At 43.7% G+C, this 25,898-nt stretch carries 26 protein-coding genes; 20 read left to right on the forward strand and 6 right to left on the reverse strand.

Features of this window, described 5'->3' with window-relative positions:
- The first annotated feature begins 32 nt into the window (after positions 1–32).
- Positions 33–1,400: an SLC13 family permease gene (locus tag MKY20_RS05270; protein ID WP_251174297.1), complete on the forward strand. Its 1,368-nt coding sequence runs from the start codon at positions 33–35 to the stop codon at positions 1,398–1,400.
- Between the two features lie 75 nt (positions 1,401–1,475).
- Here the strand turns inward: MKY20_RS05270 and tcuA are convergent, their stop codons facing one another.
- Positions 1,476–2,975, reverse strand: coding sequence for an FAD-dependent tricarballylate dehydrogenase TcuA (gene tcuA, locus MKY20_RS05275; protein ID WP_251174296.1), 1,500 nt, complete (start codon positions 2,973–2,975; stop codon positions 1,476–1,478).
- A 123-nt stretch (positions 2,976–3,098) separates the two neighbouring features.
- Between tcuA and MKY20_RS05280 the strand changes: the two genes are divergently transcribed.
- Complete coding sequence (locus MKY20_RS05280; protein WP_071157178.1) at positions 3,099–3,956, forward strand: LysR family transcriptional regulator; 858 nt, start codon at positions 3,099–3,101, stop codon at positions 3,954–3,956.
- 105 nt (positions 3,957–4,061) lie between these two features.
- Complete coding sequence (gene spoIID / locus MKY20_RS05285) at positions 4,062–5,093, forward strand: stage II sporulation protein D (RefSeq protein WP_251174295.1); 1,032 nt, start codon at positions 4,062–4,064, stop codon at positions 5,091–5,093.
- 31 nt (positions 5,094–5,124) lie between these two features.
- Here spoIID and MKY20_RS05290 read toward each other — a convergent pair whose 3' ends face one another.
- Positions 5,125–5,544, reverse strand: a complete 420-nt coding sequence (locus MKY20_RS05290) for a VanZ family protein (RefSeq protein ID WP_019380634.1) — start codon at positions 5,542–5,544, stop codon at positions 5,125–5,127.
- 142 nt (positions 5,545–5,686) lie between these two features.
- On the opposite strand from MKY20_RS05290, the gene MKY20_RS05295 reads away from it, so the two are divergent.
- The 7 genes from MKY20_RS05295 to MKY20_RS05325 all read left to right on the forward strand — a co-directional run bounded on the left by MKY20_RS05295 (position 5,687) and on the right by MKY20_RS05325 (position 12,773).
- Positions 5,687–6,652, forward strand: coding sequence for a M23 family metallopeptidase (locus tag MKY20_RS05295; RefSeq protein WP_009332181.1), 966 nt, complete (start codon positions 5,687–5,689; stop codon positions 6,650–6,652).
- A 239-nt stretch (positions 6,653–6,891) separates the two neighbouring features.
- Entirely contained in the window at positions 6,892–7,497 is a 606-nt protein-coding gene (locus MKY20_RS05300; protein ID WP_251174294.1) for a pyroglutamyl-peptidase I, read from the forward strand.
- A gap of 310 nt (positions 7,498–7,807) precedes the next feature.
- Positions 7,808–7,990, forward strand: coding sequence for a hypothetical protein (locus MKY20_RS05305; protein WP_009332179.1), 183 nt, complete (start codon positions 7,808–7,810; stop codon positions 7,988–7,990).
- Between the two features lie 145 nt (positions 7,991–8,135).
- Positions 8,136–8,438, forward strand: coding sequence for a DUF4212 domain-containing protein (locus tag MKY20_RS05310; protein ID WP_019380636.1), 303 nt, complete (start codon positions 8,136–8,138; stop codon positions 8,436–8,438).
- A gap of 93 nt (positions 8,439–8,531) precedes the next feature.
- Positions 8,532–10,202 carry a sodium:solute symporter family protein gene (locus MKY20_RS05315; protein WP_019380637.1) on the forward strand — a complete coding sequence of 557 codons (1,671 nt, stop codon included), beginning with the start codon at positions 8,532–8,534 and terminating at the stop codon, positions 10,200–10,202.
- Positions 10,183–12,093 (forward strand): DUF294 nucleotidyltransferase-like domain-containing protein, encoded by a 1,911-nt coding sequence (locus MKY20_RS05320; RefSeq protein WP_251174293.1) that lies wholly within the window; start codon positions 10,183–10,185, stop codon positions 12,091–12,093. Before MKY20_RS05315 ends, MKY20_RS05320 begins: the two co-directional genes overlap by 20 nt.
- Positions 12,094–12,110: 17 nt before the next feature.
- Positions 12,111–12,773, forward strand: a complete 663-nt coding sequence (locus MKY20_RS05325) for a 3'-5' exonuclease (RefSeq protein WP_217026584.1) — start codon at positions 12,111–12,113, stop codon at positions 12,771–12,773.
- Positions 12,774–12,856: 83 nt separating this feature from the next.
- On the opposite strand, the gene MKY20_RS05330 is transcribed toward MKY20_RS05325, so the two are convergent.
- Positions 12,857–13,495 carry a LysM peptidoglycan-binding domain-containing protein gene (locus tag MKY20_RS05330; protein ID WP_009332174.1) on the reverse strand — a complete coding sequence of 213 codons (639 nt, stop codon included), beginning with the start codon at positions 13,493–13,495 and terminating at the stop codon, positions 12,857–12,859.
- Positions 13,496–14,188: 693 nt separating this feature from the next.
- Between MKY20_RS05330 and spoIIID the strand changes: the two genes are divergently transcribed.
- From spoIIID to MKY20_RS05365, 7 genes are all read left to right on the forward strand, one after another.
- Entirely contained in the window at positions 14,189–14,461 is a 273-nt protein-coding gene (gene spoIIID, locus MKY20_RS05335) for a sporulation transcriptional regulator SpoIIID (RefSeq protein ID WP_009332173.1), read from the forward strand.
- A gap of 521 nt (positions 14,462–14,982) precedes the next feature.
- Positions 14,983–15,984, forward strand: a complete 1,002-nt coding sequence (locus MKY20_RS05340; RefSeq protein WP_009332172.1) for a rod shape-determining protein — start codon at positions 14,983–14,985, stop codon at positions 15,982–15,984.
- A gap of 328 nt (positions 15,985–16,312) precedes the next feature.
- Positions 16,313–17,152 carry a flagellar hook-basal body protein gene (locus tag MKY20_RS05345; RefSeq protein ID WP_251174292.1) on the forward strand — a complete coding sequence of 280 codons (840 nt, stop codon included), beginning with the start codon at positions 16,313–16,315 and terminating at the stop codon, positions 17,150–17,152.
- Between the two features lie 34 nt (positions 17,153–17,186).
- Positions 17,187–18,014 carry a flagellar hook-basal body protein gene (locus MKY20_RS05350; protein WP_217035385.1) on the forward strand — a complete coding sequence of 276 codons (828 nt, stop codon included), beginning with the start codon at positions 17,187–17,189 and terminating at the stop codon, positions 18,012–18,014.
- 17 nt (positions 18,015–18,031) lie between these two features.
- Complete coding sequence (locus MKY20_RS05355) at positions 18,032–18,301, forward strand: DNA-directed RNA polymerase subunit beta (protein WP_251174291.1); 270 nt, start codon at positions 18,032–18,034, stop codon at positions 18,299–18,301.
- Positions 18,302–18,428: 127 nt separating this feature from the next.
- Complete coding sequence (gene fabZ / locus MKY20_RS05360; RefSeq protein ID WP_009332168.1) at positions 18,429–18,857, forward strand: 3-hydroxyacyl-ACP dehydratase FabZ; 429 nt, start codon at positions 18,429–18,431, stop codon at positions 18,855–18,857.
- 137 nt (positions 18,858–18,994) lie between these two features.
- Positions 18,995–19,303, forward strand: a complete 309-nt coding sequence (locus MKY20_RS05365; RefSeq protein ID WP_251174290.1) for a hypothetical protein — start codon at positions 18,995–18,997, stop codon at positions 19,301–19,303.
- A gap of 49 nt (positions 19,304–19,352) precedes the next feature.
- Here MKY20_RS05365 and MKY20_RS05370 read toward each other — a convergent pair whose 3' ends face one another.
- Positions 19,353–19,811 (reverse strand): YwpF-like family protein, encoded by a 459-nt coding sequence (locus tag MKY20_RS05370; protein ID WP_009332166.1) that lies wholly within the window; start codon positions 19,809–19,811, stop codon positions 19,353–19,355.
- Positions 19,812–20,079: 268 nt separating this feature from the next.
- On the opposite strand from MKY20_RS05370, the gene ssb reads away from it, so the two are divergent.
- The 3 genes from ssb (at position 20,080) to MKY20_RS05385 (ending at position 21,245) form a co-directional block, all read left to right on the forward strand.
- Complete coding sequence (ssb, locus tag MKY20_RS05375) at positions 20,080–20,448, forward strand: single-stranded DNA-binding protein (RefSeq protein ID WP_009332165.1); 369 nt, start codon at positions 20,080–20,082, stop codon at positions 20,446–20,448.
- A gap of 5 nt (positions 20,449–20,453) precedes the next feature.
- Positions 20,454–20,636: a hypothetical protein gene (locus MKY20_RS05380; protein WP_226280796.1), complete on the forward strand. Its 183-nt coding sequence runs from the start codon at positions 20,454–20,456 to the stop codon at positions 20,634–20,636.
- 222 nt (positions 20,637–20,858) lie between these two features.
- Positions 20,859–21,245 carry a hypothetical protein gene (locus tag MKY20_RS05385; RefSeq protein WP_009332163.1) on the forward strand — a complete coding sequence of 129 codons (387 nt, stop codon included), beginning with the start codon at positions 20,859–20,861 and terminating at the stop codon, positions 21,243–21,245.
- A gap of 7 nt (positions 21,246–21,252) precedes the next feature.
- On the opposite strand, the gene MKY20_RS05390 is transcribed toward MKY20_RS05385, so the two are convergent.
- Together MKY20_RS05390 and MKY20_RS05395 are read right to left on the reverse strand one after the other, a co-directional pair.
- Entirely contained in the window at positions 21,253–24,072 is a 2,820-nt protein-coding gene (locus MKY20_RS05390; RefSeq protein WP_341000608.1) for a DEAD/DEAH box helicase, read from the reverse strand.
- Positions 24,065–25,684 carry an SWIM zinc finger family protein gene (locus MKY20_RS05395; protein WP_019380661.1) on the reverse strand — a complete coding sequence of 540 codons (1,620 nt, stop codon included), beginning with the start codon at positions 25,682–25,684 and terminating at the stop codon, positions 24,065–24,067. The genes MKY20_RS05390 and MKY20_RS05395 overlap by 8 nt, the downstream gene beginning before the upstream one ends.
- Between the last annotated feature and the right edge of the window lie 214 nt (positions 25,685–25,898).

Below are 25,898 nucleotides of genomic sequence, written 5' to 3' on the forward strand. Positions count from 1 at the left end.
GATTTTCCTGTTTACGCAGAAGGAGAAACATTATGAAAAAGAAACTTCTAATGATTATAGCAATCGCGCTGTATCTTTTCTTTTTTATCCTCCCGATGCAATGGAATATAAAAGTACAGTCGCTCGTCGCGCTTGTGATCATCCAGCTATTATGGGTGGGAAACGTATTTCCCCTGGCCTACAGCTCACTACTAGTCATGCTGATGTTTTCCTTTCATTTTTTTACTTATGAAGAGGTGCTGGCATATATTAGTTCTGATGTTGTCTGGCTGCTGGTTTCTACATTTATCATCTCAAGAGCCTTTATCGATACTGGATTAGCCGCCAGGCTTTCCCTGGTGATTTTGAAATGGTCGCGCGGTGCAGGCAAGGTGCTTGTCTTCATCTCATTTTTCCTTGTCTTTATTTTATCGGTCCTTGTACCGTCCAATGTCGGGAAAGCAAGTCTTATTTCCTCCGTATTTGATAGTCTGATCAGAAGCTTAAAGTCAATGGACGAATCAAGCAATCTGGCGAAATCCTTGTTCATCGGCATCACCTATCTGATCCCGATTACTGGTGCTTTTGTTGCTACAGGAGCAAGTTCAACGATCTATGCTTACAGTCTTTTGTCCGATAGTGGCCATCATATTGATTATCTGCAATGGACTCTTACTTTTGGAGTGCCAATCGCTATTTTTGCCGTGCTGCTCGGTCTGGCATTCATCATCATGTTTCCGCCGGAGAAAATGAACAAAGAGCATTTGCTGTGTCTGATTGAATCCAAAATCAGTGAATTGGGAAACATCAGTGCAAGAGAAAAGAAAATGCTTGTGATTATGGGCGTTACACTTACTCTTTGGATCACGCAGACCATACATGGATACTCAATTCCCCTCATTGGACTTTTGGGCGCCTGTCTGACCATATTCCCGGGAATCGGAATCTGGGAATGGGAGCGGGCAAGAAAATCGATTAATTGGGATATCGTTCTGTTTTTTGCTTCCACGCTCATGGTCTCAGGGATGCTGTTAAGTACAGGCACCATCGATTTGCTGGTTAAGTATCTCACCCCAATCCTTGCCCTGAAGACTCCGTTTATGACTGTTTTGATTTTAATTCTATTAACTTCATTGATGAGAATCATGTTTGTGAATGTCTTAGGTTTCCTGGCCATCATGCTCCCTTTAGTTATTTCACTGGGGGATGTATTAAGCGGCTTCCCAGCTCTGAACCTGGTGAAGGCCGTGCTTTTGGCAGGTATTCCAGGCTTCTTCTTTATCACCCAATCGCCTGTCCATTTAATCAGTTATTCATATGGCCATTTTAGTGAGAGAGATTTGCTTAAAGCGGGTGCTGTTTCCTTTTTGATTTGGATCGGGGTTATTTTAGGAGCGTTCGCATTTTATTGGCAGGGATGAGGCGACTTACGGCTGTCTCTTCTTCAATTTTGAAGAAAAAATGGCGTGCTCACTAAACTGAGCACGCCATTATAGTTATTTAATTGAAGCCTTGGATTGATTCACAGCGAATGAGGCGGCCTGAGTTCCGGCGACTTTGCCATAAACGGCACCGGACATTAAGCCTGATCCGCCTGGATAGTTTTTATAAAAGATTCCGCCGACCATCTCTCCTGCTGCAAAAAGCCCTGGAATTGGGGTCTGTTCTTTATTTAGTACTTCTCCATCGGTGTTAACATGTAGTCCGCCAAAGGCAAAGGTAATTCCGCATGTAACCGGGAAGGCATAGAAGGGTCCTTTCTCAGCCCGCAGTGCCCAGTTCGTTTTTTCAGGAGTGATGCCTGATGTTGATTTTCCATCTTTGACAGACGGATTATAATCACCATCTTGAACAGCATCATTATATTCTTGAATGGTTTTTAAAAACTGTTCTTTTTCTACAGGGAGCTGCTCCGCTAATTCCTGGAGCGTGTCTGCCTGATAAACAGTTGCTTCTTCCAGATTATATTCTTTGCGCAGAAGAGGTCTCACTTGGCTATCAAAGATCTGGTAAGCAACATGTCCAGGCTGTTTTAAAATTTCGCGTCCATATTTTGCATAGGTATAGTTCCTGAAGTCGGCGCCTTCATCCACAAAGCGGTACCCCTCTTTATTTAGCATGATTCCAAGCGGGTATGAATGCTTCTTGAAGATATCGCCTGGCTTTGTGAAATCACCGACCTTTGGAACATTATAGTCTGTACCAATGGAGTGGCATCCTGACCATTCACCAAATGTTTCGGCTCCAGCCTCAATCGCCATATTGATTCCGTCACCTGTATTGAATTCTGTGCCCCGGACAGCAGCTGCTTCCCACTCAGGTCCTAAATTCCTGGAGCGCATTTCTTTATTGGCTTCAAAGCTTCCGCAGGCAAGCACGACGCTGTTTGCCTCTACGATAAGTTCTTTCTCTTTTTGCTGAACGACTGCGCCGGTTATTCTGCTATCTTCGGTTAATAACTTTGTTGCCTGGGCCTCATACCATATGTCAATCCCTGCTTCCTTAGCACGCTGGAAAAGTGCTTTCATTAAGCCAATTCCTTTTTCCTTAGTTTTAACAGGAAGGCCGCCCCAGAAGTGAATTTTGTCATCCTTTTTAAATGATTGATTATCATAATTCAGTTCAAATTCGACACCCTGCTCTTTCATCCAAACGATTGTTTCGTAAGACTTAGAAACAAGCTGATTTGCCAGCTCCGGATGGCTCTGGCCTTCAGTCACCCTCATTAAATCATTATAATAGTCAGAATCACTGTACTCCGGCATCACAATTTTACCGGCTTCTTCATCTGTCAATGAGGGCATGATTCTTCTAATATCGCTTAAATCGTTATAAGCAAAACGGATGGCCCCATCTGTAAAATAAGAATTGCCTCCGCGCTTATGTTCAGGACCTTTTTCAAGGATCAGGACGCTTGCCCCATTCTCCTTTGCCGAAATCGCCGCACATAGTGCCGCATTGCCGGCTCCTACCACTACTACATCATATTTAGCCATTTTAAGTACCTCCCGACGAATTTTTACTATTTATAACTTTATTGTAGGGGGAATGGTAAAATAAATGAAATATTGATATTTTATTGTTAACGATAAAAAATTTCTATTTCAATGGAGGCAGAAATGGACGAAAAAGATTGGCTCATCCTGCAGACAATCCATAAAGAACGGAATATTACGAAAGCTGCGGAACAGTTGTATATCTCGCAGCCTTCATTGACGTACAGGATTCAGCAGCTGGAAAAAGAATTTGCTGTAAAAATCCTATCACGAAGAAAGAGAGGAGTGGATTTTACATCTGAAGGGGAATATTTAGTGGAATATGCCAATAGGATGATTCATCAGCTAAGGGAAACGAAGGATTTTCTCAGCAGCATGGAGGGTGAGGTAAGAGGAGCATTAAGGCTTGGAGTCTCACAAACGTATGCCAGATATAAATTGCCTGAAATACTGGCTGCATTTCTAATTCAATATCCACAGGTAGACCTGAAGTTAAAAACCGGCTTCAGCTATGAAGTAATCCAAATGGTTCATAAAGAAGAAGCGAATATTGGCATCGTCCGTGATCCTTATGATTGGAAGGGGCCAAAAATTTTAATAGATGAAGAGAGAATCTTCCTTGCTTCAAACGATAAAATCGATTTAGAACAGCTTCCATATCTGCCGAGAATAGATTATAACACCGATCCATCCTTAAAAAATATTATCGATCTTTGGTGGAAGGAAAACTTTAACCATCCTCCTACTATTACAATGGAAGTAGATATTATCGATACATGCCGTGAAATGGTTCTGAATGGGCTGGGTTATGGAATCCTGCCGGAAATTTGCCTTAAAGGCTGCACAGATCTAAACACATGGGAATTGAACTTAAAGGGTGAAACGCTTTACCGGAAAACATGGCTTGTATTTAATGAAAGTTCACTGAATCTCTCCGTCTCAAATGCTTTTATTGAATTTATCCGCGGCAGTAAAGCATAAATTGGTTAAATGGCAGTCCGGTTCATTAAGTTGTCATAATAGCTTGTCCATAGCCATAAACATGAAATGAGTTCGAATTATTTATTTGCTATGGAGGCTTAAAACATGACAAAATTCAAACCTTTCATCGTACTAGCCGCACTGTTGTTTGCCGTCACGCTTATCGTTCCCGCCCTGCTTGTGATTCCCTTTACAGAAGGAAAAGTCAGCGGGAAACTTGGCGAGGAGCTTAAGACTGAGACGAAAAAAGAGACAGCGGCAGAAATTCCTCAAGGGCCAGCCATAGAGGTAGGGGTCTACCGCCTTGCACAGAAAAAGCTGGAGACGGTTCCGCTTGAAGAGTATATCGTCGGAGTAGTAGCATCGGAAATGCCGGCTGAGTTTGAAGAGGAGGCTTTGAAGGCTCAGGCATTGGCAGCCAGGACATTCATTGTGAAGCAGTTAATGAATAAAGATAGCGTTGAACTTCCTAAGGGGGCATTAGTTTACGATACAGTAACCCATCAGGTTTATAAAAGTGATGAGGAATTGAGACAGCAATGGAAACAAGATTATAAGTGGAAAATCGAAAAGGTAAGAGAAGCCGTTACCGAAACGCAAGGCCAGATTCTTACTTTCGACGGCTCACCGATTACAGCCTCCTTCTTTTCAACAAGCAATGGCTTTACGGAAAATTCCGAAGCTATCTGGCCAAATTCTGTTCCTTACTTAAAAAGTGTAGAAAGCAAATGGGACCTGCATTCTCCGAAGTTTAACGGCAGAGAGGTATTCACAGTCCAGGATTTTGAAAGGAAATTGGGTGTACAGCTTCCTAATGATAGCACGATTGGCACCGTAACTGAACGCACAGCCGGCCAGCGGGTCGCAAAAGTGGATATTAACGGAAAAGTCGTCAGCGGTAAAGACATCCGGGAGAAGCTTGGCCTGAAATCAACAGACTTTACCTGGGAACGCAAAGGAGACAATATCATCATCAATACCCAGGGCTACGGCCATGGAGTCGGCATGAGCCAATACGGCGCAAACGGCATGGCAGTTGAAGGAAAGAGCTACAAAGAAATCGTTGCCCATTATTATAAAGGGGTGGAAATTGCCGCTTCTGACCAGCTGCTGACGAAAGTCACGGCTAAGAAATAAGGAAAAGAGCTGATTCATTGAATCAGCTCTTTCAATTTGCTTTATTAAAAAAACCAAGAAAATTAGCAAGCTTTTTAAACTTCCCATAAAAAAGAGCCCGGCTGATCAAATACCAGCACACCAGCACACCGGTAATATCCTTGACAGCGTCAATCACAGTAGCAGACCGATAAGGTACAAACGATTGATGAATTTCATCGAGAATCCCGTAAAAGCAAGCCAATACGGCCAATAAAATATTTACTCCCGGGGTTAGCTTAAATACTGTTAAAGCAGCTAAAACCAGAAGAACATACAAAATACCAAACTCAATCAGATGCATAGATTCTTTTAAAAAACGGTCCACCGCCAGATCCGGCAGCTCCACCACTGCATCTGCCGGCATGCTGGACAGGACCCAAATAAGCGCCATATAAAGGAAAGGCAGCACCCGTATTATCCACTTAACCATCTATAAGTAACTCCTTATAAATTTTTTCCCAAATCATGCATAATCCGAAAACCTTTGTCGAAAAATAAGCCCAAAAAATTTTTTTTGAGAAATGTATATAATCCTCTCAATCTGTTCAGACTGATTGCTGAGGTGATGATAAATGAGAGAGGAAGAAAAGAAACGATCTTCTCAAGATTCCAGCTTTAAACGCTTTATGAAGAAGCGGTGGGCATTCCCAGCTATCTACATTGCAAGTGCAGCAATCATTCTAACCGGTGTTCTTTGGTATCAAACAAGCGACAACGCTACAGACACTGACAGCTACGATTACGAAGCCACTGATATTACCGGCAAAAAGTACGACGAGCCAGCATTGGAAGTTAACCGCGCAATGGAAAACTTCGTAATGCCTGTCAAAGATCCAGACTCAGCTGTCATTCAAAAACAATTCTATGACTATGACGGCAAGGCTGAAGAACAGGAAGCTGCTCTAGTATTTTACAATAACACATACCATCCGAACACAGGTATTGATATTGCTACAAAGGATGGAGAAACTTTTGATGTCCTTGCTGCATTAAGCGGAAAAGTAACTAAGGTAGAAGAAGATTCACTTTTGGGCAATGTCATTGAAGTGGAGCATGACAAAGGAATTGTAACACAATATCAATCTGTTACAGAGATGAATGTTAAGGTTGGCGACCAGGTAGAACAAGGTGATGCCCTTGCGAAGGCAGGCGAAAGCTTGTTTAATGAAGAAGCAGGCGTACATGTACACTTTGAAATCCGTAAAGACGGAATGCCGGTCAATCCGCTTGATTACTTCAATAAGCCGCTTAGCTCTTTACAGGAGTTAGACACAACTGACAAAGCTAATGCTGAAGAAAACAGCGGTGCAACTGAAGGAAACGACGAAGCTGCTCCTTCTGAGGACAAGTCAGCTGAAGAGTCTGGCAAAACGGAAGACGAAGGTTCTGCTGAAGAACCTGCGGATGAAAATGCCGGAAATACGGAAGAAGACGAGTCTGCTGATACAGAAGAAGATCCAGCTGGAACTTCTGAAGACGAAGGTCAAACTGACGACCAAGTTGAGGAAGACACTGCAACTGAATCAACTGACGCATAATGATAGGGAGTCTGCCGAAATGGCGGGCTCTTTTTTTGACAGAATGTATGAATCCTGAAGTTTGATAACTGTCTAGTGCAAGCAGCCTGCCCCCTCGATTTGTAGGGGGTGGGCAAGGCGCTTCCGCTTTTCTTTTGACAGGTACCACCCGATTTTTGTCGAATCAACATTTTTTAGACAATTCTGCCATTATCCTGTATAATATTTCGGAAAGCGAAGAGTTATACAGGGGGAGAAATATGAAGAAACTTCTATTAACCGGATTTGAACCTTTTCTTGATTTTCCAATCAATCCGACGGAAAAGATTGTAAATGCATTGGATGGCAAAGCTGTTGGAGACTATGAAATTATGGGGCACCTTTTGCCGGTGGATTTTAATCTCGCCCCTAAGGAAATAGCAGAGGAAGTAATGGCGAAAAAACCGGATGCAGTGATTTCTCTTGGACTGGCAGCTGGCCGTACAGCCATCACACCTGAAAGAATCGCGATCAATTGCCAGGACGGGGAGCCGGATAATAGCGGAGTCGCCCCTGAAGACAAACTGATAGAGGAAAATGGTCCCGATGGCTATTTTTCAACGCTTCCAATCCGCCGGATGGTTAATAGGCTTAAAGAAGCGGGATATCCTTCTGCCATCTCGAACTCAGCGGGGACTTATTTATGCAATAACGTTATGTACTCTGTGCTTCATCTGCTAAAATCCGCAAACACTGAAGTACCGGCGGGTTTTGTGCATATTCCTGCTTCCCACGAGCTGGCAGCTGCCAGCAAAAAAGGCATGGCAAGCTGGTCTGATTCAGATTTGCTGGAGGCAATTACTCTTATCATCAAAGAATTGGATTAAAGAGCCGGACAGGCTCTTTTTTTTCGAAGTTTTTATTATCACTATAGTGTTTTCCTCTAATGCCCTAAAGCCTCCGCCATCCATACTTGCGGACAAAAACCCTTAAGTATCAATGGGAGCAGTTGGTTCTTTTAAAAAAATTTAATATATTTCCAGCATGTACTTGACCTGGAAATGATTTTTGTACATAATGAAGTATGAATTTTCTTAAAATTAAATGAAGTCAGAAAATAACTCGGATGACTATTTTAAAACTTAAAGCAGAAAGCGGCAAAAAATGACAGCGCTTTCTAAAAAGGAGGGAACCAAATTGCTTACGTTAATGTCTATGATGATTATTACAGGTATCTGCCTTTTTCTAGCTTTAAGAAAGAAAAGACCAATCTTCCTGGCAGTTCCATTTCTATCAATCTTTGCTTACTTCCTCGTTCAAATCATTCTTGTTCCCGCACCTTTCATGGATACAGTCAAATTTATTTTCAGTTTAAGGTAATGGTTTTGTCCGGGTCCGGATAACGGATCCGGTGAAATAGCGGCGATTCAGCTGCAGATAACCGATAAAGGAGTGATTCCTGACAATAAAGTCTGTTAATCAGAATCAAGAGTGCGAATTTATCATTTTTACCGGGGGTGGAGTTTTGAAAAAAATTGATAAAAAAGTAGCAGACAGTTATTTCCGCGAAAAGACTCGGAACATGATCATTTATTTTGCTATTGGATTTCTTGCCTCTTTTGGCGTGGTCTTTTTTGCAGAACCATTAAGCGATATTTCGATTAACGGATTTCCATTCCATTACTTCATGGGCGCACAGGGCGCGGTCCTGACCTTTATCATTCTGCTGTTCGTTAATGCCAAAATGGGGGATGCCATTGACCGGAAATATGGAATTGATGAAAACAAAAATGAACAGATTAGCTCAGGGAAAGTTCTTGATCATTAATTAATGAAAAATGAGCGGCTGTTCAAGCCGCCGCTATAAATAGAGAAAAAAGGGGCGTCATATAAATTTTTTACGGAATAAAGGGGGATGTCTTTGGATACACAATTTTTGGTCTCATTATCCATTATTTTAGCTACATTTGCTTTATATATTGGAATAGCCATTTATAATAAGGCAAAAGAAACATCGGAGTTCTATGTTGCCGGCCGCGGGGTGCCGCCAGTCTTTAATGGAATGGCGATAGGCGCCGACTGGATGAGTGCCGCTTCCTTTATCGGGATGGCGGGAACGATCATGCTCCTGGGCTATGACGGTCTTGCCTATATTATGGGCTGGACGGGCGGATATCTGCTCTTAACCTTCCTTTTGGCACCACAGCTGAGGAAATACGGCCGCTACACGGTTCCTGAATTCATCGGTGACCGGTTTGACAGCCACACAGCCCGTGTGATTGCAGCCCTTTGTACGATCATTATCAGCTTCACTTATTCGATTGGCCAGCTTTCCGGTTCAGGAGTGGTTATTGGCCGCCTGTTTGAAATTGATGCGAAGCTTGGAACCATGATCGGTGTCGTTCTTATTGCCTTTTATGCTGCATTCGGCGGTATGAAGGGGATTACTTGGACGCAGGTTGCTCAGTATGTCATTTTGATTATCGCATATATCATTCCAGTCGTTTTCATGTCCCTTCAAATTACAGGAAACCCGGCCCCATGGCTTTCTTATGGGGAGCTTGTCGGTAAAATGGGTGAACTTGACCGGGAGCTTGGAATCTCTGAATATTTTGCACCATTTACAAATGGAACAAAGTGGCAGTTCCTGGCTCTTATGTTTACACTGATGGCTGGTACAGCCGGTCTTCCGCACGTAATTGTCCGTTTCTATACGGTATCAACGATGAAGGCCGCCCGCTGGTCTGGGGCATGGGCATTGCTGTTCATCGGCTTGCTTTATCTATCTGCACCTGCATACTCTGCATTCTCCCGTTTCATTTTAATGACACAGGTTGCCGGCAGCAAAATTACAGAACTGCCTGCCTGGACGAAGACATGGGTTGATACAGGCAAGCTGCAAGTAGCTGATGGTAATGGCGATGGGGTACTGCAATGGAATGAACTCATTATCTCGAACGATATAGTCGTTATGGCGACACCTGAAATTGCCAATCTTGGCATGTTTGTCATCGGTCTTGTGGCGGCTGGGGCAATGGCTGCTGCATTATCAACAGCCGGCGGTTTGATGATTGCGATATCTTCTGCCTTTGCCCACGATATTTTTTACCGGGTGCTAAAACCGAATTCAACTGAAAAGACACGTCTTTCTGTTGCTCGCTGGTCCATTGTAATCGCCACTCTTTTAGCAGGTGTAATCGCACTTAACCCTCCAGGAGCGATTACGCAAATTGTTGCCTGGGCATTCGCACTCGCGACCGGAACATTCTTCCCTGCGCTCGTTCTGGGGGTCTGGTGGAAGCGTTCAAACTCACAGGGGGTTATTGCCGGCTTGCTGGTCGGATTAGGTGTAACTTTGGCTTACATCTTTGCAGCTAAATATGGCGGCTTCACCATCCTGGGTATTATTGATACAGGTGCTGGTGTGTTTGGTGCCGCTGCAGCATTTGCAGCTAATATCATTGTTTCTCTCATGACAGCTGCCCCTTCGCAAAAAATTCAGGAGGAGGTTATGGATCTTCGCTATCCGGAGCAAATGGTCTACAAAGATGGTGAAGTATGGATGAACGATGATGGATCAAAATCTGTATAACCTATACCATTTGGAGGCTGTGCGGTTTCACCCCTTTTTTCAAGGGGTGGAATTTGACACAGCCCTTTCACTTCTATCTTTGTGTGAAGTCCGCCGCTATGGGAAAAATGAAATTATCCTGAAAAAAGATAAACCGCGTGAAGGCCTTCTGCTCCTCTTAGAAGGTCTTTCAGAGGTATTGGTAAAAAATGAACATAATGGACGGGAAGAAGTGCTTGAAGTAGTCCAGGCAGGGGAAATGATTGGTTTTTCCAGCCTCGCCGATTTCCTGGGGGTTTCCAAAAAGATCGATACAGAGTCAATGGTCGAAGTCAAAGCCTCCAGCGAGGTAAGGGCGATGTTCATTCCGTTTGAAGTGGTGAGAAAAAGATGGGATGACCCTGCTGTTCATGATTACTTGCTGACACAGGTAGTCATCAGATTGAAAGATGTTTACGCTTCTCTTGCAGAACAGGTAAAACTTGCGACAGATCATGGAGAAAATGACCCATTCATAATCCGGGTTCAGGATGTCATGAGTACTGAGGCGGCTGCAGTCAGTCCGGGCGCATCCATTCAGGAGGCCGCTAAATTAATGCATAATAGTAAAATAAGTTCGATCCTCGTTGCAGAGAATGACTGCTTGTTAGGGATTATTACGGAAAGAGACATAGTGGAACGGGTAGCTGCTGCAGGTGCTGATTTATCTGCTCAGGCAAGAACCATTATGACAGAAAATCCAGTCACGATATCAAGGTTTGCGTATTATTATGAGGCCCTTTCACTGATTCTGTTTAAGGGCGTCAAACACCTGCCTGTCAAGGAAGATTCTAAGGTGGTAGGGATTGTGACGCTATCAGATTTGCTGAGAAAGAAAAACGAGAATGTGATGAAGACTGTTCGACAAATTGAAAAAGCCGACCGGGACAATCTTCCGCAAATCAAAACGTGCATATATGACATTATTGATTCTTTAATAAGTGATCGTGTTCCCATATTAAAAATGCTTGAAATCATTACAAAGCTATACGATCGTCTGGCAGCAAGGATTATAGCTCTATCTATTTCTGAACTGAGAGAAAAAGGTTTACAGCAGCCATGCAAATTTGTTTTCTATCAAATGGGCTCAAGCGGCCGTGGAGAACAGTTCATGCTCACAGACCAGGATCATTTCCTCGTTTATGAGAGTCAATCAGAAGAAGCCACGGCATTTTTTGAAGAGCTGGGAAAAAGAATCACCTCTAATATGGAAGCAGCTGGCTATGCACGCTGCAAAGGGCTCATGATGTGCAGTGAACAGAAATGGCGCGGCTCATTGACAGTATGGAAAGAGAGGCTGCGAACATGGATGCTCCATTCAACAAATGACCATTTATTATTAGCGCAAAACTTCTTCTCCTATCGGCTAATTGCGGGGAGTGAAGGGCTGCATGCGGAATTTGAAGCGCTGGCCGCTGAACAGGTTAAGCGGTCCAGAATTTTTTTATACCGGCTGGCACAGCTGGAAAAGGAACATGCCATACCCGCCCTGGATCAGCCGATCCGATCCCTATTCAAGCTGCATCGAAAGAACATCGATATGAAAAAAGATATTCTATTTCCCTATCATCATAGTCTGCAGATCCTGTCACTTATACATGGAAAACTATCAGGCACACCAATGGAAAAAATAGATTTCCTGCAGGAGAAGCAGGTGTTCTCAAAGGAGTTTGCATCCGATTTGAAGGAAGCGGTAAGCACAATTATGACATTGTATGTCACCCAGCGATGGCAGCAGGAGAAAGCAGGTGCCTCTTTCTCTTCCGTTATATCATTTACAAGAATGTCTACCCGCGAAAAAGAAGAATTGATTCTAAGCTTAAAGACATTAAGGGAGCTGCAGAGCCAGGCAATCGCAAGATTCTCTCTATAGATCTGAAGGAGGCTGGTATGTTTTTTCTCAGAAAGAATGTGACATGTTCCTTAACGTATGAGAATATTCCGTTATCCACGCCGCTTGAAGATCTGAGTTTTATTGTATTTGATACTGAAACAACAGGATTTCAAGTATCTGCAGCAGACCGGATCATTGAGATTGGTGCCGTCCCGGTAAAAGGATTTCAAGTGCAGGAAAAGGACCTTTTTCAGACATATGTTAACCCAAAACGACAAATTTCTCGGGAAATAAGAGAATTAACCTCTATTTCCGATGAGCTGGTTAAAGATGCCCCGCAGGCATTGGAAGCCATTCTAAGCTTTTTTGATTATGTTGAATCAAGGGAAGCTGTATGCCTGGTTGGCCATTATGTAGGCTTTGATGCACTTGCTATCAAAAGTGAATTTAAGCGCGAAAAGCTTGCTTTGAAAAATTTCCTTACTATTGACACGCTGGATTTAATTGGCTTTATCGCCCCGTCCTATGATATGCGCGACCTTGAGAGATATGCCATGGCATTCGGCACCCGCATATATGACCGCCATAGTGCAGTAGGGGATGCTTTAACTACCGCATACCTATATGTTGAATTGCTCTTTCAGTTTCAGCAGAGGGGCCAAAAAACCTGGGGGGAATTGATTAAAGCAACCGACAGTCAAATGAGATCCCTATTTTAATGACAGTGGTTGGAATGTTGGTGAGTGGATGAGTGATGCGGTTAAACCAGTGGAAAGCCGGCAGAATGCGGCTTTCCATGCCTTTACTGTATATCGATCAGTGAACCGTCCTTATAAACCACCAGGACTTCTTTTCCTGACATTTTTTGATAGGTTTGTGCTGTTCCATAAGGTACCTTCAGTGTGAAATAATCATCCCCATTTTTAAATTCCACCGTAAAATTGTCTGCCGCACCAGTGATGACTGCTTTTATTTTGGAAATATCCCCTTTAATGGTCAATTTCTGATTAATGAGTACCATATCACTTTTTAACTTGTTTAATCTTTTCAGTTCATTGACATTCATGCGGTAGCGCTTTGCGATTCCCCATAGTGTATCGCCCGGCACCACGGTATAAACAGCTGTCTCATTATTGAACGGTTCTTCTGTATGACGCTCAGTCCGAACCTCCAGTGATTGCCCTGGATGAATTGTGTCAGACTTCAGATGGTTAACCGCCTTCAATTCTTTAACAGTCATATCATGTTCCCTGGAGATTTTATATAATGTATCTCCATGCTTCACTTTGTAGGTGCCTGTCAATGCCTGAGCTTCTTTTGATGAAACGCTGAAACCGGCTGATGCGATTACTGCAGCGAACACAGTGCTGGCTGCCGCCATTCCTCTTGCTTTTATCTTCTTTCTTTTATCGTTTAGAATTCTTTCCTTGCGTGTTTGCATACTATGTTCATCCTATCCGTTGGAATATAATGGTTTTATAACCAATTAAATGAATTGTTTTCCGAGAAAAATAGTACGGTAAAAATATCCGGTTCACAATAGGGAGGAGTTCCTGGCTCTTTACCCTTGTTTCCGATGATGTATATAGTTCAATCCACTCTGCAATTCCTAGATTTATGCATTTATCTGATTCTAAAGAAATTGTTTATGTCTATAGAAATGAATGATCCGGCAATGAAGGGTTTTGATGGATATGCGGGAAAAGTACTGGATTTTATTAATGAAGCAATTAAAATTAGGAAAGTCTTCACTGGTCTTTAGGCTGCTTATTTTTCAAATACCCCAAAGGATTTTTTGAAAACATTTCTGATTTTTGGCCTCCAGATGTCCTATTTTCAAAAAATTTACACAAAACCTTGTCCCTATTGAGTTTTTCGTGCATATTACCTCAACCAAGCTAATAAACTGTTACAAACCTTACAAAGAGAATGTATGAGGTGAGGGATCGTTTTACTAAAACTAATGAATATGTTGAGGACATGTTTAATTATCGCAAGCTGAAAGCAAGCCTTTCAGGCGCATGCACGATTAAGCTCATTTAATCATGAATCCATGCGGAATACAGTTAAAAACCAGACAGAAAGCGAGTCTCATTTCACACTTCTCACATCCAAATCGGGGAGGGCGAGTGGTGTGCACGATTACATCAAAGAGAGAACTATCAAGATTGGAAAGTATATCGTGGAGACGAAAAAAACGGTTCGCGTAATCGCGAAGGAGTTTGGCGTATCCAAAAGTACAGTCCATAAAGACTTGACGGAAAGACTACCTGAAATCAATCCTGAACTGGCAAACGAAGTAAAGGAAATCCTGGATTATCATAAATCGATCCGCCATCTGCGCGGCGGCGAAGCCACAAAAATGAAATACAAAAAAGAGGAAATGGAAGAAGAGCCAGTTAAATGAAAAGATTCAAAAGGCGCTGATAAAGGCGTCAAAGGCTAAAGACTGCTGTTTTTAGCAGTATCATGGCAATTTTTGTTTTGCTGTACATGATGAACCTTCATGCGGCTCCGGGGGCTAAAAGATCATAAGCTGTTTCCATGGCCTGAACCAAGGCTTTGCTATATGGATTTAAGCCCCTTCCTAAGTCGCCTGCATCTATTTCCCCATTTCGACAAAAACCCTCAAAAAGTCTCACAAAATCTGTCAAAATGTTACTGCTTTCACAAGGAATGTGTTAAAATATAAAATTAGGATAGAACTTGGTTCGTAAAGACTAGGACTCCTAATGAGAACGCCGGGCAAAATCATTTCTTTTTAAAAAGAACTGATTTTTTTGCGTGGCTTAAACTGCAGTTGCGAATAATGACTTGAACATCTAACTAAAAATTTATAAGCGAAGTTCGCTTTAAGAATGCCTAAATAGAGAGAGCCTTCAAAGGTGCGGACAGAAGCTGGCCATTTTGCAAGGAGGAAAAAGAGAAATGTTTGCTAGGGATATTGGGATTGATTTAGGAACTGCCAACGTGCTAATCCACGTTAAAGGACGCGGAATTGTGCTGAATGAACCATCTGTAGTGGCAATTGATAAAAATACAAACAAAGTACTGGCCGTCGGGGAAGAGGCGCGCCGCATGGTCGGACGCACACCAGGGAACATTGTGGCAATCCGCCCGCTAAAAGACGGTGTTATTGCCGACTTTGATGTGACAGAAGCGATGCTGAAGCACTTTATCAATAAACTGAATGTTAAAGGCTTCTTATCAAAGCCGCGCATTTTAATCTGCTGCCCGACAAATGTTACAGGTGTTGAGCAGAAGGCGATTAGGGAAGCTGCTGAAAAAAGCGGCGGCAAAAAGATATATCTTGAAGAAGAACCAAAAGTTGCGGCAATCGGAGCAGGCATGGATATCTTCCAGCCGAGCGGAAACATGGTTGTCGATATCGGCGGCGGTACAACAGATGTAGCGGTTTTATCAATGGGAGACATTGTTACGTCTTCTTCTATTAAGATGGCCGGAGATAAATTTGACAACGAAATTCTTCAATATATCAAAAAAGAATACAAGCTTCTAATCGGCGAAAGAACTGCCGAAAATATTAAAGTAACAATCGGGACCGTATTTCCTGGCGGCAAAAGCGAGGAAATGGAAATCCGGGGCCGTGACATGGTTTCAGGTCTGCCGAGAACGATTACCGTACGCTCTGAAGAAGTTCAGGGTGCTCTGGCAGAATCTGTTGATGTCATCGTACAGGCTGCCAAAAGCGTGCTTGAACGCACACCGCCTGAACTGTCTGCAGATATCATCGACCGCGGGGTTATTTTAACAGGCGGGGGGGCCCTTCTTCACGGAATCGACCAGCTTCTGGCTGAAGAGCTGAAAGTCCCTGTTTTAATTGCAGAAAACCCGATGGATTGCGTAGCCGTTGGAACAGGTATCATGCTTGATAATATTGATAAGCTTCCAAAGAAGAAGCTTGTATAATTGTGGACCCGTCTTTTTGGCGGGTTTTTCTTTTGGGAACAGCTCAAGTGCTGTTTTTGCACGAAGTGACCAATAAATTTAGAAATCCACCGGTAAAATTCTAAATTGGCCGATAAATAAAAAATGTGACCGGTAAAAATGAAATCTGACCGATATCAATAAGTGAATATCTTTAGTAAACTTTCTCCTATTCCAGCCGATTAAAAAAAGGTACAGCTTTTTTCAAAATCTGACTCAATTCTTCAAAATTTTTAATGTTTATTGTCGGAAAGTTTCTTATAATAGAGGTAAATAGATGTTCGGAATTGCAATTTAGAGGTGATTAAAGATGTTTAGAGGTTTCTACACGGCTGCTTCCGGGATGCTTGCGCAGCAGCGGAGGACAGAAGTGCTGACGAATAATATGGCGAATGCCAATACACCAGGTTTTAAAGCAGATCAGACAAGCTTAAGGGCTTTTCCTGAGATGCTTTTGCAGCGAATTGGCCAGAAGACAGTTCCGACCGAGAAAGGCCTTAATCTTCCTGTTAATCAGGAAGTGGGCAGCCTGAATTCAGGGGTCTATATGCAGGAGACACTGCCATCCTTCATGCAGGGAGATATGAAGGAAACAGGCCTGAATACGGACCTGGCCTTGCTTGATCTTAATCTTCCCGTTAATCCGGATACTGGCTTAAGTGGATCTGTCTTTTATACAGCAGCAGGTATTGATGGCGAGCAGCGCTATACAAGGAATGGAAATTTTACCCTTGATGGAGAAGGTTATTTAACGACAGCGGGCGGATTATATATTCTGGATGATGCGGGTGAACGGATTCAGCTCTCCAGTGACCGCTTTAAAGTGAGTGAAGATGGTGTGATAACAGGTGAAGCGGGTGAAACAGCGAGACTGGGCATTATGTATGCACAAAACCCTGAAAGCCTGCGTAAAGAGGGTGACGGACTGTTTGCAGTGACAGAAGAAAGCGTCCTTGAGAATGCCTATAATGCACAGAATGTCCAATTCAAGCTGCAGCAGGGCTATTTGGAGCGTTCCAATGTAGATGCTTCCCGGACGATGACAGATATGATGACCGCCTATCGCTCTTTTGAAGCAAACCAAAAGGTCCTGCAGGCTTATGACCGCAGTATGGAGAAAGCCGCAAATGAAATCGGGCGGATCGGGTAATGTCCTGCGGCAGACCCGCTAAGGGGGAAGAACAATGAATAGAACCATGATCACAGCAACGAATACTCTGGCACAGCTGCAGAAGCAGATGGATATTGTCAGTCATAATGTGGCCAACATTGATACAGCGGGCTATAAAAGAAGAGAAGCCAATTTTACCGATTTGCTTTTTCAACAGTTCAATAATCAGCGGAATCCGAATGCGGAGACCGCAAGACTAACACCTGCAGGCATCAGGCAAGGTGTAGGGGCAAAGCTCGCGCAATCCCAAATTGTCATGAAGCAGGGTGCCTTAAAGGCAACCGAACGGCCGCTTGATCTAGCCTTCACAAAAGAAGGGCAGTATTTTCGTGTGCTCGAGCAGACCGAAGAGGGAGCAGCTGTGCGTTTTACCAGATCAGGCGCCTTTTATTTAACACCGGTTTCAGATAATGAGACCATGCTTGTAACAGGTGACGGACTTCCTGTTCTTGATGAAAATAATAATTCGATTATAATAAATGGACAAGCTAAAAATTTTAAAGTGACCGAAACAGGGAGCTTTTTGGCAGAAGCAGCCAATGGTTCCATCCAGGAATTCAATCTTGGAGTGGTTCTGATTAACAAGCCTCAATTCCTGGAGCAAAAAGGGGATAATCTTCTTGGCCTTCCTGATGGAGTTGACGGCGAGGGGATCTATACAGAGCTGAATGGTGCGCTCCGCGGCCAGATAGGAATGGCCCAGGGTTCCCTTGAACAATCCAATGTGGATATGTCCAAGGAAATGACAGATTTGATCAACCTGCAGCGGGCATATCAGTTTCAGTCAAGATCTGTCTCCATGGCTGATCAAATGATGGGGCTGATCAACGGAATACGTTAGGTAAAAGGGGAAATAAAATGTCAGTAAACAACAGTAATCAAGAAGCAGTCAAGACGCGTGAACAACTGAAAAAAGAACACAGCAAAGAAGAATCACCGCGTGAAGGGCGTGTTCGCATTCGCCTCATTCCGATCTGGCTTCGGATTATTATTGTCGTGCTTTTAATTTTCCTGAGCGTTACGGCTGGAGCTGCGGTCGGGTATGGAGTCATCGGCGGCGGGGAAGTAAAGGATATTTTTACAAAGTCCACATGGATGCATATTGTGGAGTTAGTTGAAAAAGAATAGAAAATGAAGAGGAGGGCGATGATGCCCTTCTTTTTTGTTTCCACTTTGCGTTCGCCCATTTTTTTAGTAAAATAAATATAAGCTATTATTAGTATCTGGTACTAAATACTGCAGGGGAGCGATACATATGAAGTTGAATGTTGAAGAAATTAAAGAAATAATCCCTCACCGATACCCATTTCTGTTTGTGGATTCCATTGAAGAGCTTGAGCCTGGAAAAAGAGCTGTCGGCAAAAAGAATGTAAGTGCCAACGAGGAAGTGTTCAATGGGCATTTCCCGAATTACAATGTATTTCCAGGATGCCTGACACTTGAAGCCTGTGCACAGACAGGTGCTGTTGCCCTGCTGTCATTGGATGAATATAAAGGAAAGCTTGCCTTTTTTGCCGGTGTGGAGAAATGCCGCTGGAAACGCCAGGTGCGGCCGGGCGATACACTCATCATGGAAGTCGAACTGCTCTCCGTCCGCAGGGGAATCGGAAAAGGAAAAGCCGTTGCGACTGTAGAGGGCGAAGTGGCGATGGAAGCTGAAATTATGTTTGCAATTGAAAGGTAATGATAAAACAAATCCCGTACGAAGCGTACGGGATTTTTTCTGTAAAAAAATATGCAAGTTGTTTCGGTTTTTGGGAAATATAAAGGAAGACCAATGCAGCAGGTCAACAATAAAACCCTATGAAAGGAGCTTTTACGATGAATAAAAAGCTTTTAACACTTATCGGAGGATCTGTTCTTTCTGCCATGCTTCTAGCAGGCTGTGCCACAGATAACCAGGATCCGCCGCCGGAAGATGATACAATTACGGAGGATAATGGAAACGTAGATGAAGGCGGTATGAACGGTGACAACGGCGATATGACTAATGATCTGAACGAAAATACGGATGACAACGATATCAACACAGATGATGACGGCGACATGATGGAAGATAACAACGAGCCGGGCGAAGATGCAATCGAAGATAACAAAGATATGCAGGATAAAGATAATAAAGATAAGTAAAAAGGCAAGGACAGGGGTGAACCTGTCCTTTTCTAAAGAAAAACTCCCGTCATGATTGAGCGGGAGTTTCTTTATTTTCCTTTTTGGCAGCAGCCAGGCGCGGCTTGCTTTGCATCTTACCCTTGAATTCATCAAGCAGGCTGTCTCCAATAAAGCCCTTTTCCAGGAGGTCCTGAAGCAGCAGTTCGGCATAATCATTTTTTGTTCTTTTGAGTGATCCTTCAAAAAGGATGCTGATATGGTTTTCCAGTTCACTGATAGAGGTAATTTTAGTTTGGAATGCGGCTGGATCGTTTTCTTTTTTCGTAATAACAACTTGGATGGTCAGCTCGTCCTTGTCATCAGCGCGCTTTTTGAAGTACTCAAGATAGGATTTATCAATAAATGCCTCCAGGAGCCAGGTGCTCTTCTCGTCTTCTTTATTGATAATCAACCCATCATCCAGTTGAATATCAATCAGGCCATTTTCTTCCACTAATTGCAGAGAAACAAGTTTAAATGTTTTCATGGCTTACCTCCATCTCTAAAATAAGTTGTTTTATAAAAAATTATAACACAGGCCAAACTGAAAGCGAATTTGAGGGTTTGTCGAATTTTCTTATTTTGTATGTTGAAAATAAGATTTTAGGTGCTGTTTTTTGCGGAAAAGAGGCTGAAAAATGAATTTTTATGGTGTTTTTGCCGAAAAAACACTGCAAAAAACTCTTTTTGTCTTTTTTACACAGTGAATGAATTCCGGATATGATAAGGCTATCAAAGAGAGGAGATGAAAACCTATGATTAATCAAGTGACCCTGGTTGGAAGACTGACAAGGGATCCCGAGCTGAAACGGACACAGGAAGGCATTCCGGTGACAAATGTGACGCTGGCAGTAAACCGCCAATACCGCAATCAGAAGGGTGAAATCGATGCGGATTTTGTACAATGCACCTTATGGAAGAAAACGGCGGAAAATACATCCCAGTATTGCCGGAAGGGCACCTTGATTGGGATAACCGGGAGAATTCAGACGAGGCATTATGATAATCAGGAAAAGAAACGCATTTATGTAACAGAGGTGGTAGCGGAATCGGTCCGCTTTCTTGACCGGAAGAAGACAGAAGAATTCCCGGTGACCGTGACCAAGGAGGAACTGCCATTTTGAAAGAAGTGTCTGAAAGAGAAAAGGCATTGGAATATATGCTCGAAAGCCTCATAAAGATGCTCGGTAAATCGAACCAAAGAGTCGATGACTTGAATATACGGGTTCTCCAGCTTGAATCCTTCATTCGTGAAACCGCTATGCAAAACGGTCCCCGGGAGAAATCCGGAAGATTAACCTTCATGAACTGACGGCTTCCCCAACCAGCTGTCCACATATTTTCCTTCCCTATAGAGAATCAATCCTATCCCCAGCACTTCCCCTAAATTTGAAACCCGGTACTCCTGTGCCGGGTTATTTCTAACTCTGTTTGTGAAAACAAATATTACATATGGCCATTAAGAACCAGGGAGGATTTTCACAGAATGTGTCGAATATACTTTTTGAAAATAATAAAGAGGAGGTGCAATTTAGTGGATAAAGGAGATAAAACCGGATACCTGTATTTTCAAACAGCAAATAAAAGATTAAACACCAATCATCAGCCAAGCTTCTTTGATGCACTTCAGCTTATTCAGCTGCAGAGTAATAAATCCTATCATAGAATTCCTCTTAGAAGCCATACTTCACTCACATTTAACGATAAGGAAAGTTTTCTTCACTACAAATTCAACTTCTTATTCGGCCAGGTGGCAATAAACGCCGGGAACAAGAATCCTACATACCAGCTGCTATCCTGTTTCATTATTAAAGAAGGCAGCAAAGTAACTTTTCTGACTCAAAAGCCTAACAAGCCTGAATATGCGATAATAAAAAAACAGCCTTCAAGCCTTTATGCATATCAAGGACTTGAAGACTGAACAAAATTTATGTCAGGTGAACCAGATCTCTCAGCTCATCTGTTGAAAGCTCGGTAATCCAATTCTCGCTCGTAATAATTTGATCATTAAGGGACTGTTTTTTTTCGAGCATGGCATCAATCTTCTCTTCGAGCGTCCCGGTGGCAATCATTTTATGGACATGAACAAAGCGTTTTTGCCCAATTCGGTATGCGCGGTCGGTTGCCTGGTTTTCGACGGCGGGATTCCACCAGCGGTCATAATGGATGACATGGTTTGCTGCCGTCAGATTCAAACCGGTTCCGCCAGCTTTAAGCGACAGCAGGAAAACCGGGAATTCATGATCTTGAAAACGGCTGATCATATTGTCCCGTTCCTGCTTTGGCACGCTGCCGTTTAAAAATGGAACGTCGAATCCGAATTGTTTTTTCAGCAAGCGGGCGATCATGTTCCCCATTTCAATATACTGGGTAAAAATCAGGCAGCTTTCTCCCTGCTCATGTACAGCACTGACAAGCTCGCTTAACTTTTCAAGCTTTACAGAACGTTCAAGGACATGCTTAGGCTTCTCCTCTTTTAAATAAAGGGCCGGGTGGTTGCACAGCTGCTTTAAGCGGCTTAATAACTGCAGGATCAGACCTTTACGCTCAAACCCGGACAGCTTTTCGATCTGTGCGAATGTATCCTGGACAAGCTGCTCGTATAGCGAGGCCTGCTCAGCAGTAAGAGGACAATATTCCTTCTGCTCAAGCTTATCAGGCAGGTTCAAGGCCACATCCTCATCCTTCTTCGTGCGGCGGAGGAGGAAGGGACGGATATATGCCTGCAGCTGCCTGACTTTATCCTTGTCATCATCCTTTTCAATCGGCAGTACATAGCGCTTCTGAAACTGCCCGAGGCTGCCGAGATAGCCATGGTTCGTAAAGTCAAAAATGGACCAGAGCTCGGTCAGCCGGTTTTCCATGGGCGTGCCGGTGAGGGCAATATGGTGCTTGCCTTTTAACTTTCGGACAGCCCGCGATTGCTTTGTCTGGGCATTTTTAATATTTTGAGCTTCATCAATTGAAATTGAGCTCCACTCGATGGTTTCAAAATCCTCCAGATCCATATGGGTTAGTCCATAGGAGGTCAGCACAATATCAGACTCCATTACTTTTTCAGAAAAGCTTTCACCCTTCAGACGATTTGAACCGTAATGGAGATAAACATTCATGCCAGGTGCAAAGCGCTCGATTTCCTTCTGCCAGTTGCCGAGGACAGATGTAGGGCAGACGATAAGCGATGGGCCGCTGTCTTCCTCTTTCTTTACCTTTAACAGATAAGAGATCAGCTGAATCGTTTTTCCAAGCCCCATATCATCTGCCAGAATGGCGCCAAAACCATATCGGCGCAGAAACAGCAGCCAGCTCATGCCGAGCTTCTGATAAGGGCGAAGATCACCCTTGAAGCTTGCAGGGACCTCTTCAAGCGGAAGACTTTTGATATCGCGAAGCTGCTTCACCATCTGTTTCCATTGGCGGTTAAGCTCGATCTGAATGCGGGCAAAAGCCTTAGGATTATCCAGCTCGTCTTCCTGCGTGCTCTCGTCAGCCATAAGCTCCTGTTCTATCAAGTCACGGACATGCAATCCTTCTTTTTCCGCTTTCTTCATTAAATCCTGAATATGGCGGACAAAATGGGGATCCAGCTTGATCCAGCGGCCGCGAATGTAGACAAGCCTTCTTTTTTCCTCAACCATACCCCGGAATTCATCCTCTGTTAAATCAACGCCATTCATGCTGAAGCGCCAATCATAATCAAGCATGGACTGAAGCCCGACAAACGAAGGACGGTGGCTCCCGGTTCCTTTCACTTTTGCTTTGACCTTTAGGCTTGCATTTTTCATAGCCTGCCACCACGAAGGAAGCAGGATTTCCACGCCAAGTGCCAGCAGGGTTTCGCTCGCTTCAGTGAGAAAGGTCCAGGCTTCATCTTCAGTCAGTGAAGTGGAGATCATTCCAGGCTTGCCTTCAAGCCATGGGAATAGCTCAAGCCAGCGCTCGATCTCTTTGTCAATAGAATCTTCAAAATCATGCCAGTCGTGGGGATAGTTCGAATAGTCCTTGAAGTCGACAAAGACATCAGAATTATTTTTTCCGCGGAGGAATATCGCCAGATCCCAGCTGGAATCAATTTCCCCGGGCTCTTCCAGCTTAAGTCCAATCGAAAAAGGAGCTTCATTTGATTTAACCCCGATCCATTCCTGCCAGCTTTCTTCATCAAAATAAGCAGCAAGATCCTTTGGTGAGAGGTGCTCACTCCGCAATGCTTCAAGCTTTTCACCGAACTGTGCTTTCGCTTCCTGATTCTGATTCATATAGCCATCAAGGGAGCGGTGAAATAAATCTCCGATAAACTCCCTGACAGGTGAGCCTTCTACAGCCTGGTCCCAAAAGTTTGTGCCGAATTCGGTAACCACACTTTCCGGCAGTGCCCAGCGGAATTGATCCTGTTCCCAGGCGGCGAAATCCGGCATCCATTCTTTTTCCACGATCGAATCGTAAAGAGCATGAGAGGAAGCCAGCAGGATTTCGGCAGTTTCATCCCAGCTCCAATCAATCAAACGGTTGAACTGCTCAGCCGTAAACAGGGTAACGAGCTGCCAGCCGCTTACAGAGATCCCTTTGATTCCGTCCGCATCAACAGCATCAAGCATTGTTCCAAAGAAACTTTCTCTGTGATGGTTAAAAAGAAGCGGCTTCCATTCTTTTGGGGACAGGAGGCGGCCTTCTTCATTGACGGCAAAAATCAGGTAGCGGTCATTGTTTATTGGTTTCACTTTCACATGGAGAAATCTCGTTTTAAGCATCGATTAGCTTACCCCTTTTGCATTCTTCCTGAAAGGCGCGGAGACGTTTCGTTTTTTCAAGCAGCAATTCAAGAAAAAGCTGCCAGTCTTCCTGGCGTTTCAGCTTATTGTACAGCGTGCGAAGCTTTTTCATTTTCCGGACAGCCTCACGGTAATGATCCCTGTTTTTCATATTGATATGGGCAGTGATGGCCTGGTGATAGAGCGGCAGGAGTATGGAGGGTTCCTTTTTGCTGATTTCCCTGATCCGGTCCTTGCCTAAAGAATCAATATCAAAGCCAATAAACGCCTGCAGATCGGCCCACTTTATGAATTCGCCTTTTTCAAAAAGGAGGTATTCATAGTCGCTGTAGCTGTACGGCAGCGTTTCCATCAAGGCTTTCTCGTATAAATCCATTTTGCTGCTTTCCAGGCAATACGGAGAAATAGCCTTGATGGCCATCCTGGTAAAATCCATGCAGGCATAATAGTCATCAGATTGTTTCAAGTAATCCCGTAATTTATGGATAAATGCTTCTGCATAAGGACCCATCCGATTCCAGTCCTTATTGGCTGAAAAATAATCGATCCAGTAAAGCATGTAAGGAGTCATTAAATGATTTGGCACATTTAAAACACTGAGTGCCTGTTCATCATTACGTTCAAGGATATGAAGATGCACATAGCCTGTCACAGACGGAAGGCTGGGCGATTCCTCTTTGATGGAGGATTCCAGCTTCTGGATCTCCGCTTCACGCCATTCTTTCTTTTTAAAAAAATGTGTCCATAACAGCCGATATAAATGGGCCCGCTCATAATCCAACCCAAAAGAACCGGTGATCAGCCCGGCGGAATCATCTTTCAGTTTTTCAATATATTGATCGAAAGCGAAGGGAAGGGAGTGCACCGACAGTTTGTTCATTATCTCAACCGAATCTTCCATCAGGGACTGATAGAGATGGCGGTAATAACGGTCAATCAATTCTTCGCCATGGCCGTACTTCCTGCTCAGCGCCATTAGCTTTTTAAAAGAAAAGACATAGCCGACAAGCAGATACAGCAGCTTCCATTCCTGTTCAACCGGTGCTCCCGCTTTCATGCGCCGCAGATAAACATGGAAAAGCTCAGGGAGTACATAGGGACGAGGCTCTCCCTGTTTTTCCAGCAGCTCGGTAAAGCTTTCCTCGAATCCGGCAACCCAGCCGTCGTAACCTGTCTTCATCTGACCGGAGGATTTCAAAAGATCCTTCGCTCTTTGAAGCCCCCAATTCTTGGCTGTCTGCTTTTCCTTTATCGGCTTCCTCCACTCTTCAATCCACATGGACACACTTTTGGCTTTGGAAAGAAGCTGCAGAAATACCGCAGTCTGATGGCGGCAAAAACCTTCAGCCGGACAGGAACACTCGCTCAAATGAATGAACTCAAGATTAAGTTCAACCTTTGCGGGAGTCACATCCTGGACCGTCGCCAAAACCTTATCATCTTCGAAGCGAAGCTGATACACAAGCCCCTGCCGAAAAAGCATCAGCCCCTTCTGCACCAGGCGCGCATCTTCCTCATTCTCTGCCCGCAGTAACCCCTTCAGCTCATTCGCTGCAAACTCTAAAGGCTCCAAAAACCGCTCCGGAATCATTTCACAACCCCCTTGTTGGTGTGGGACAAAGGGACAGATTCCTTGTCCCATCTACCCGTAGGGGACAATCAGCCAGTCCCCATGTTCCAAAGTACATTCCTATATTATAACATTTAGGGCAGTTGGAATGAAGGTGTGCGCTGTTTCAAAAATAGCTGAGGGAAGTTCTTAATGGGAATTGTGCGGGAAAAAAATATCGGAATTTTCGATCCAT

This window comes from Cytobacillus sp. FSL W8-0315 (genome assembly GCF_038002905.1).
Classification (GTDB): Bacteria; Bacillota; Bacilli; order Bacillales; family Cytobacillaceae; genus Cytobacillus; species Cytobacillus pseudoceanisediminis.

Excerpts from the sequence above, each read along its gene's own strand:
- MKY20_RS05330 (WP_009332174.1), bottom strand. The coding sequence starts at position 13,495 with ATGCAAACACGCAAGGAAAGAATTCTAAACGATAAAAGAAAGAAGATA.
- MKY20_RS05320 (WP_251174293.1), top strand. The coding sequence starts at position 10,183 with ATGGATCAAAATCTGTATAACCTATACCATTTGGAGGCTGTGCGGTTT.
- MKY20_RS05355 (WP_251174291.1), top strand. The coding sequence starts at position 18,032 with ATGTCAGTAAACAACAGTAATCAAGAAGCAGTCAAGACGCGTGAACAA.
- MKY20_RS05290 (WP_019380634.1), bottom strand. The coding sequence starts at position 5,544 with ATGGTTAAGTGGATAATACGGGTGCTGCCTTTCCTTTATATGGCGCTT.
- spoIID (WP_251174295.1), top strand. The coding sequence starts at position 4,062 with ATGACAAAATTCAAACCTTTCATCGTACTAGCCGCACTGTTGTTTGCC.
- MKY20_RS05345 (WP_251174292.1), top strand. The coding sequence starts at position 16,313 with ATGTTTAGAGGTTTCTACACGGCTGCTTCCGGGATGCTTGCGCAGCAG.
- MKY20_RS05390 (WP_341000608.1), bottom strand. The coding sequence starts at position 24,072 with ATGCTTAAAACGAGATTTCTCCATGTGAAAGTGAAACCAATAAACAAT.
- ssb (WP_009332165.1), top strand. The coding sequence starts at position 20,080 with ATGATTAATCAAGTGACCCTGGTTGGAAGACTGACAAGGGATCCCGAG.
- MKY20_RS05350 (WP_217035385.1), top strand. The coding sequence starts at position 17,187 with ATGAATAGAACCATGATCACAGCAACGAATACTCTGGCACAGCTGCAG.
- MKY20_RS05270 (WP_251174297.1), top strand. The coding sequence starts at position 33 with ATGAAAAAGAAACTTCTAATGATTATAGCAATCGCGCTGTATCTTTTC.
- MKY20_RS05370 (WP_009332166.1), bottom strand. The coding sequence starts at position 19,811 with ATGAAAACATTTAAACTTGTTTCTCTGCAATTAGTGGAAGAAAATGGC.
- MKY20_RS05340 (WP_009332172.1), top strand. The coding sequence starts at position 14,983 with ATGTTTGCTAGGGATATTGGGATTGATTTAGGAACTGCCAACGTGCTA.
- MKY20_RS05365 (WP_251174290.1), top strand. The coding sequence starts at position 18,995 with ATGAATAAAAAGCTTTTAACACTTATCGGAGGATCTGTTCTTTCTGCC.
- MKY20_RS05300 (WP_251174294.1), top strand. The coding sequence starts at position 6,892 with ATGAAGAAACTTCTATTAACCGGATTTGAACCTTTTCTTGATTTTCCA.
- MKY20_RS05395 (WP_019380661.1), bottom strand. The coding sequence starts at position 25,684 with ATGATTCCGGAGCGGTTTTTGGAGCCTTTAGAGTTTGCAGCGAATGAG.
- fabZ (WP_009332168.1), top strand. The coding sequence starts at position 18,429 with ATGAAGTTGAATGTTGAAGAAATTAAAGAAATAATCCCTCACCGATAC.
- MKY20_RS05295 (WP_009332181.1), top strand. The coding sequence starts at position 5,687 with ATGAGAGAGGAAGAAAAGAAACGATCTTCTCAAGATTCCAGCTTTAAA.
- MKY20_RS05325 (WP_217026584.1), top strand. The coding sequence starts at position 12,111 with ATGTTTTTTCTCAGAAAGAATGTGACATGTTCCTTAACGTATGAGAAT.
- tcuA (WP_251174296.1), bottom strand. The coding sequence starts at position 2,975 with ATGGCTAAATATGATGTAGTAGTGGTAGGAGCCGGCAATGCGGCACTA.
- MKY20_RS05280 (WP_071157178.1), top strand. The coding sequence starts at position 3,099 with ATGGACGAAAAAGATTGGCTCATCCTGCAGACAATCCATAAAGAACGG.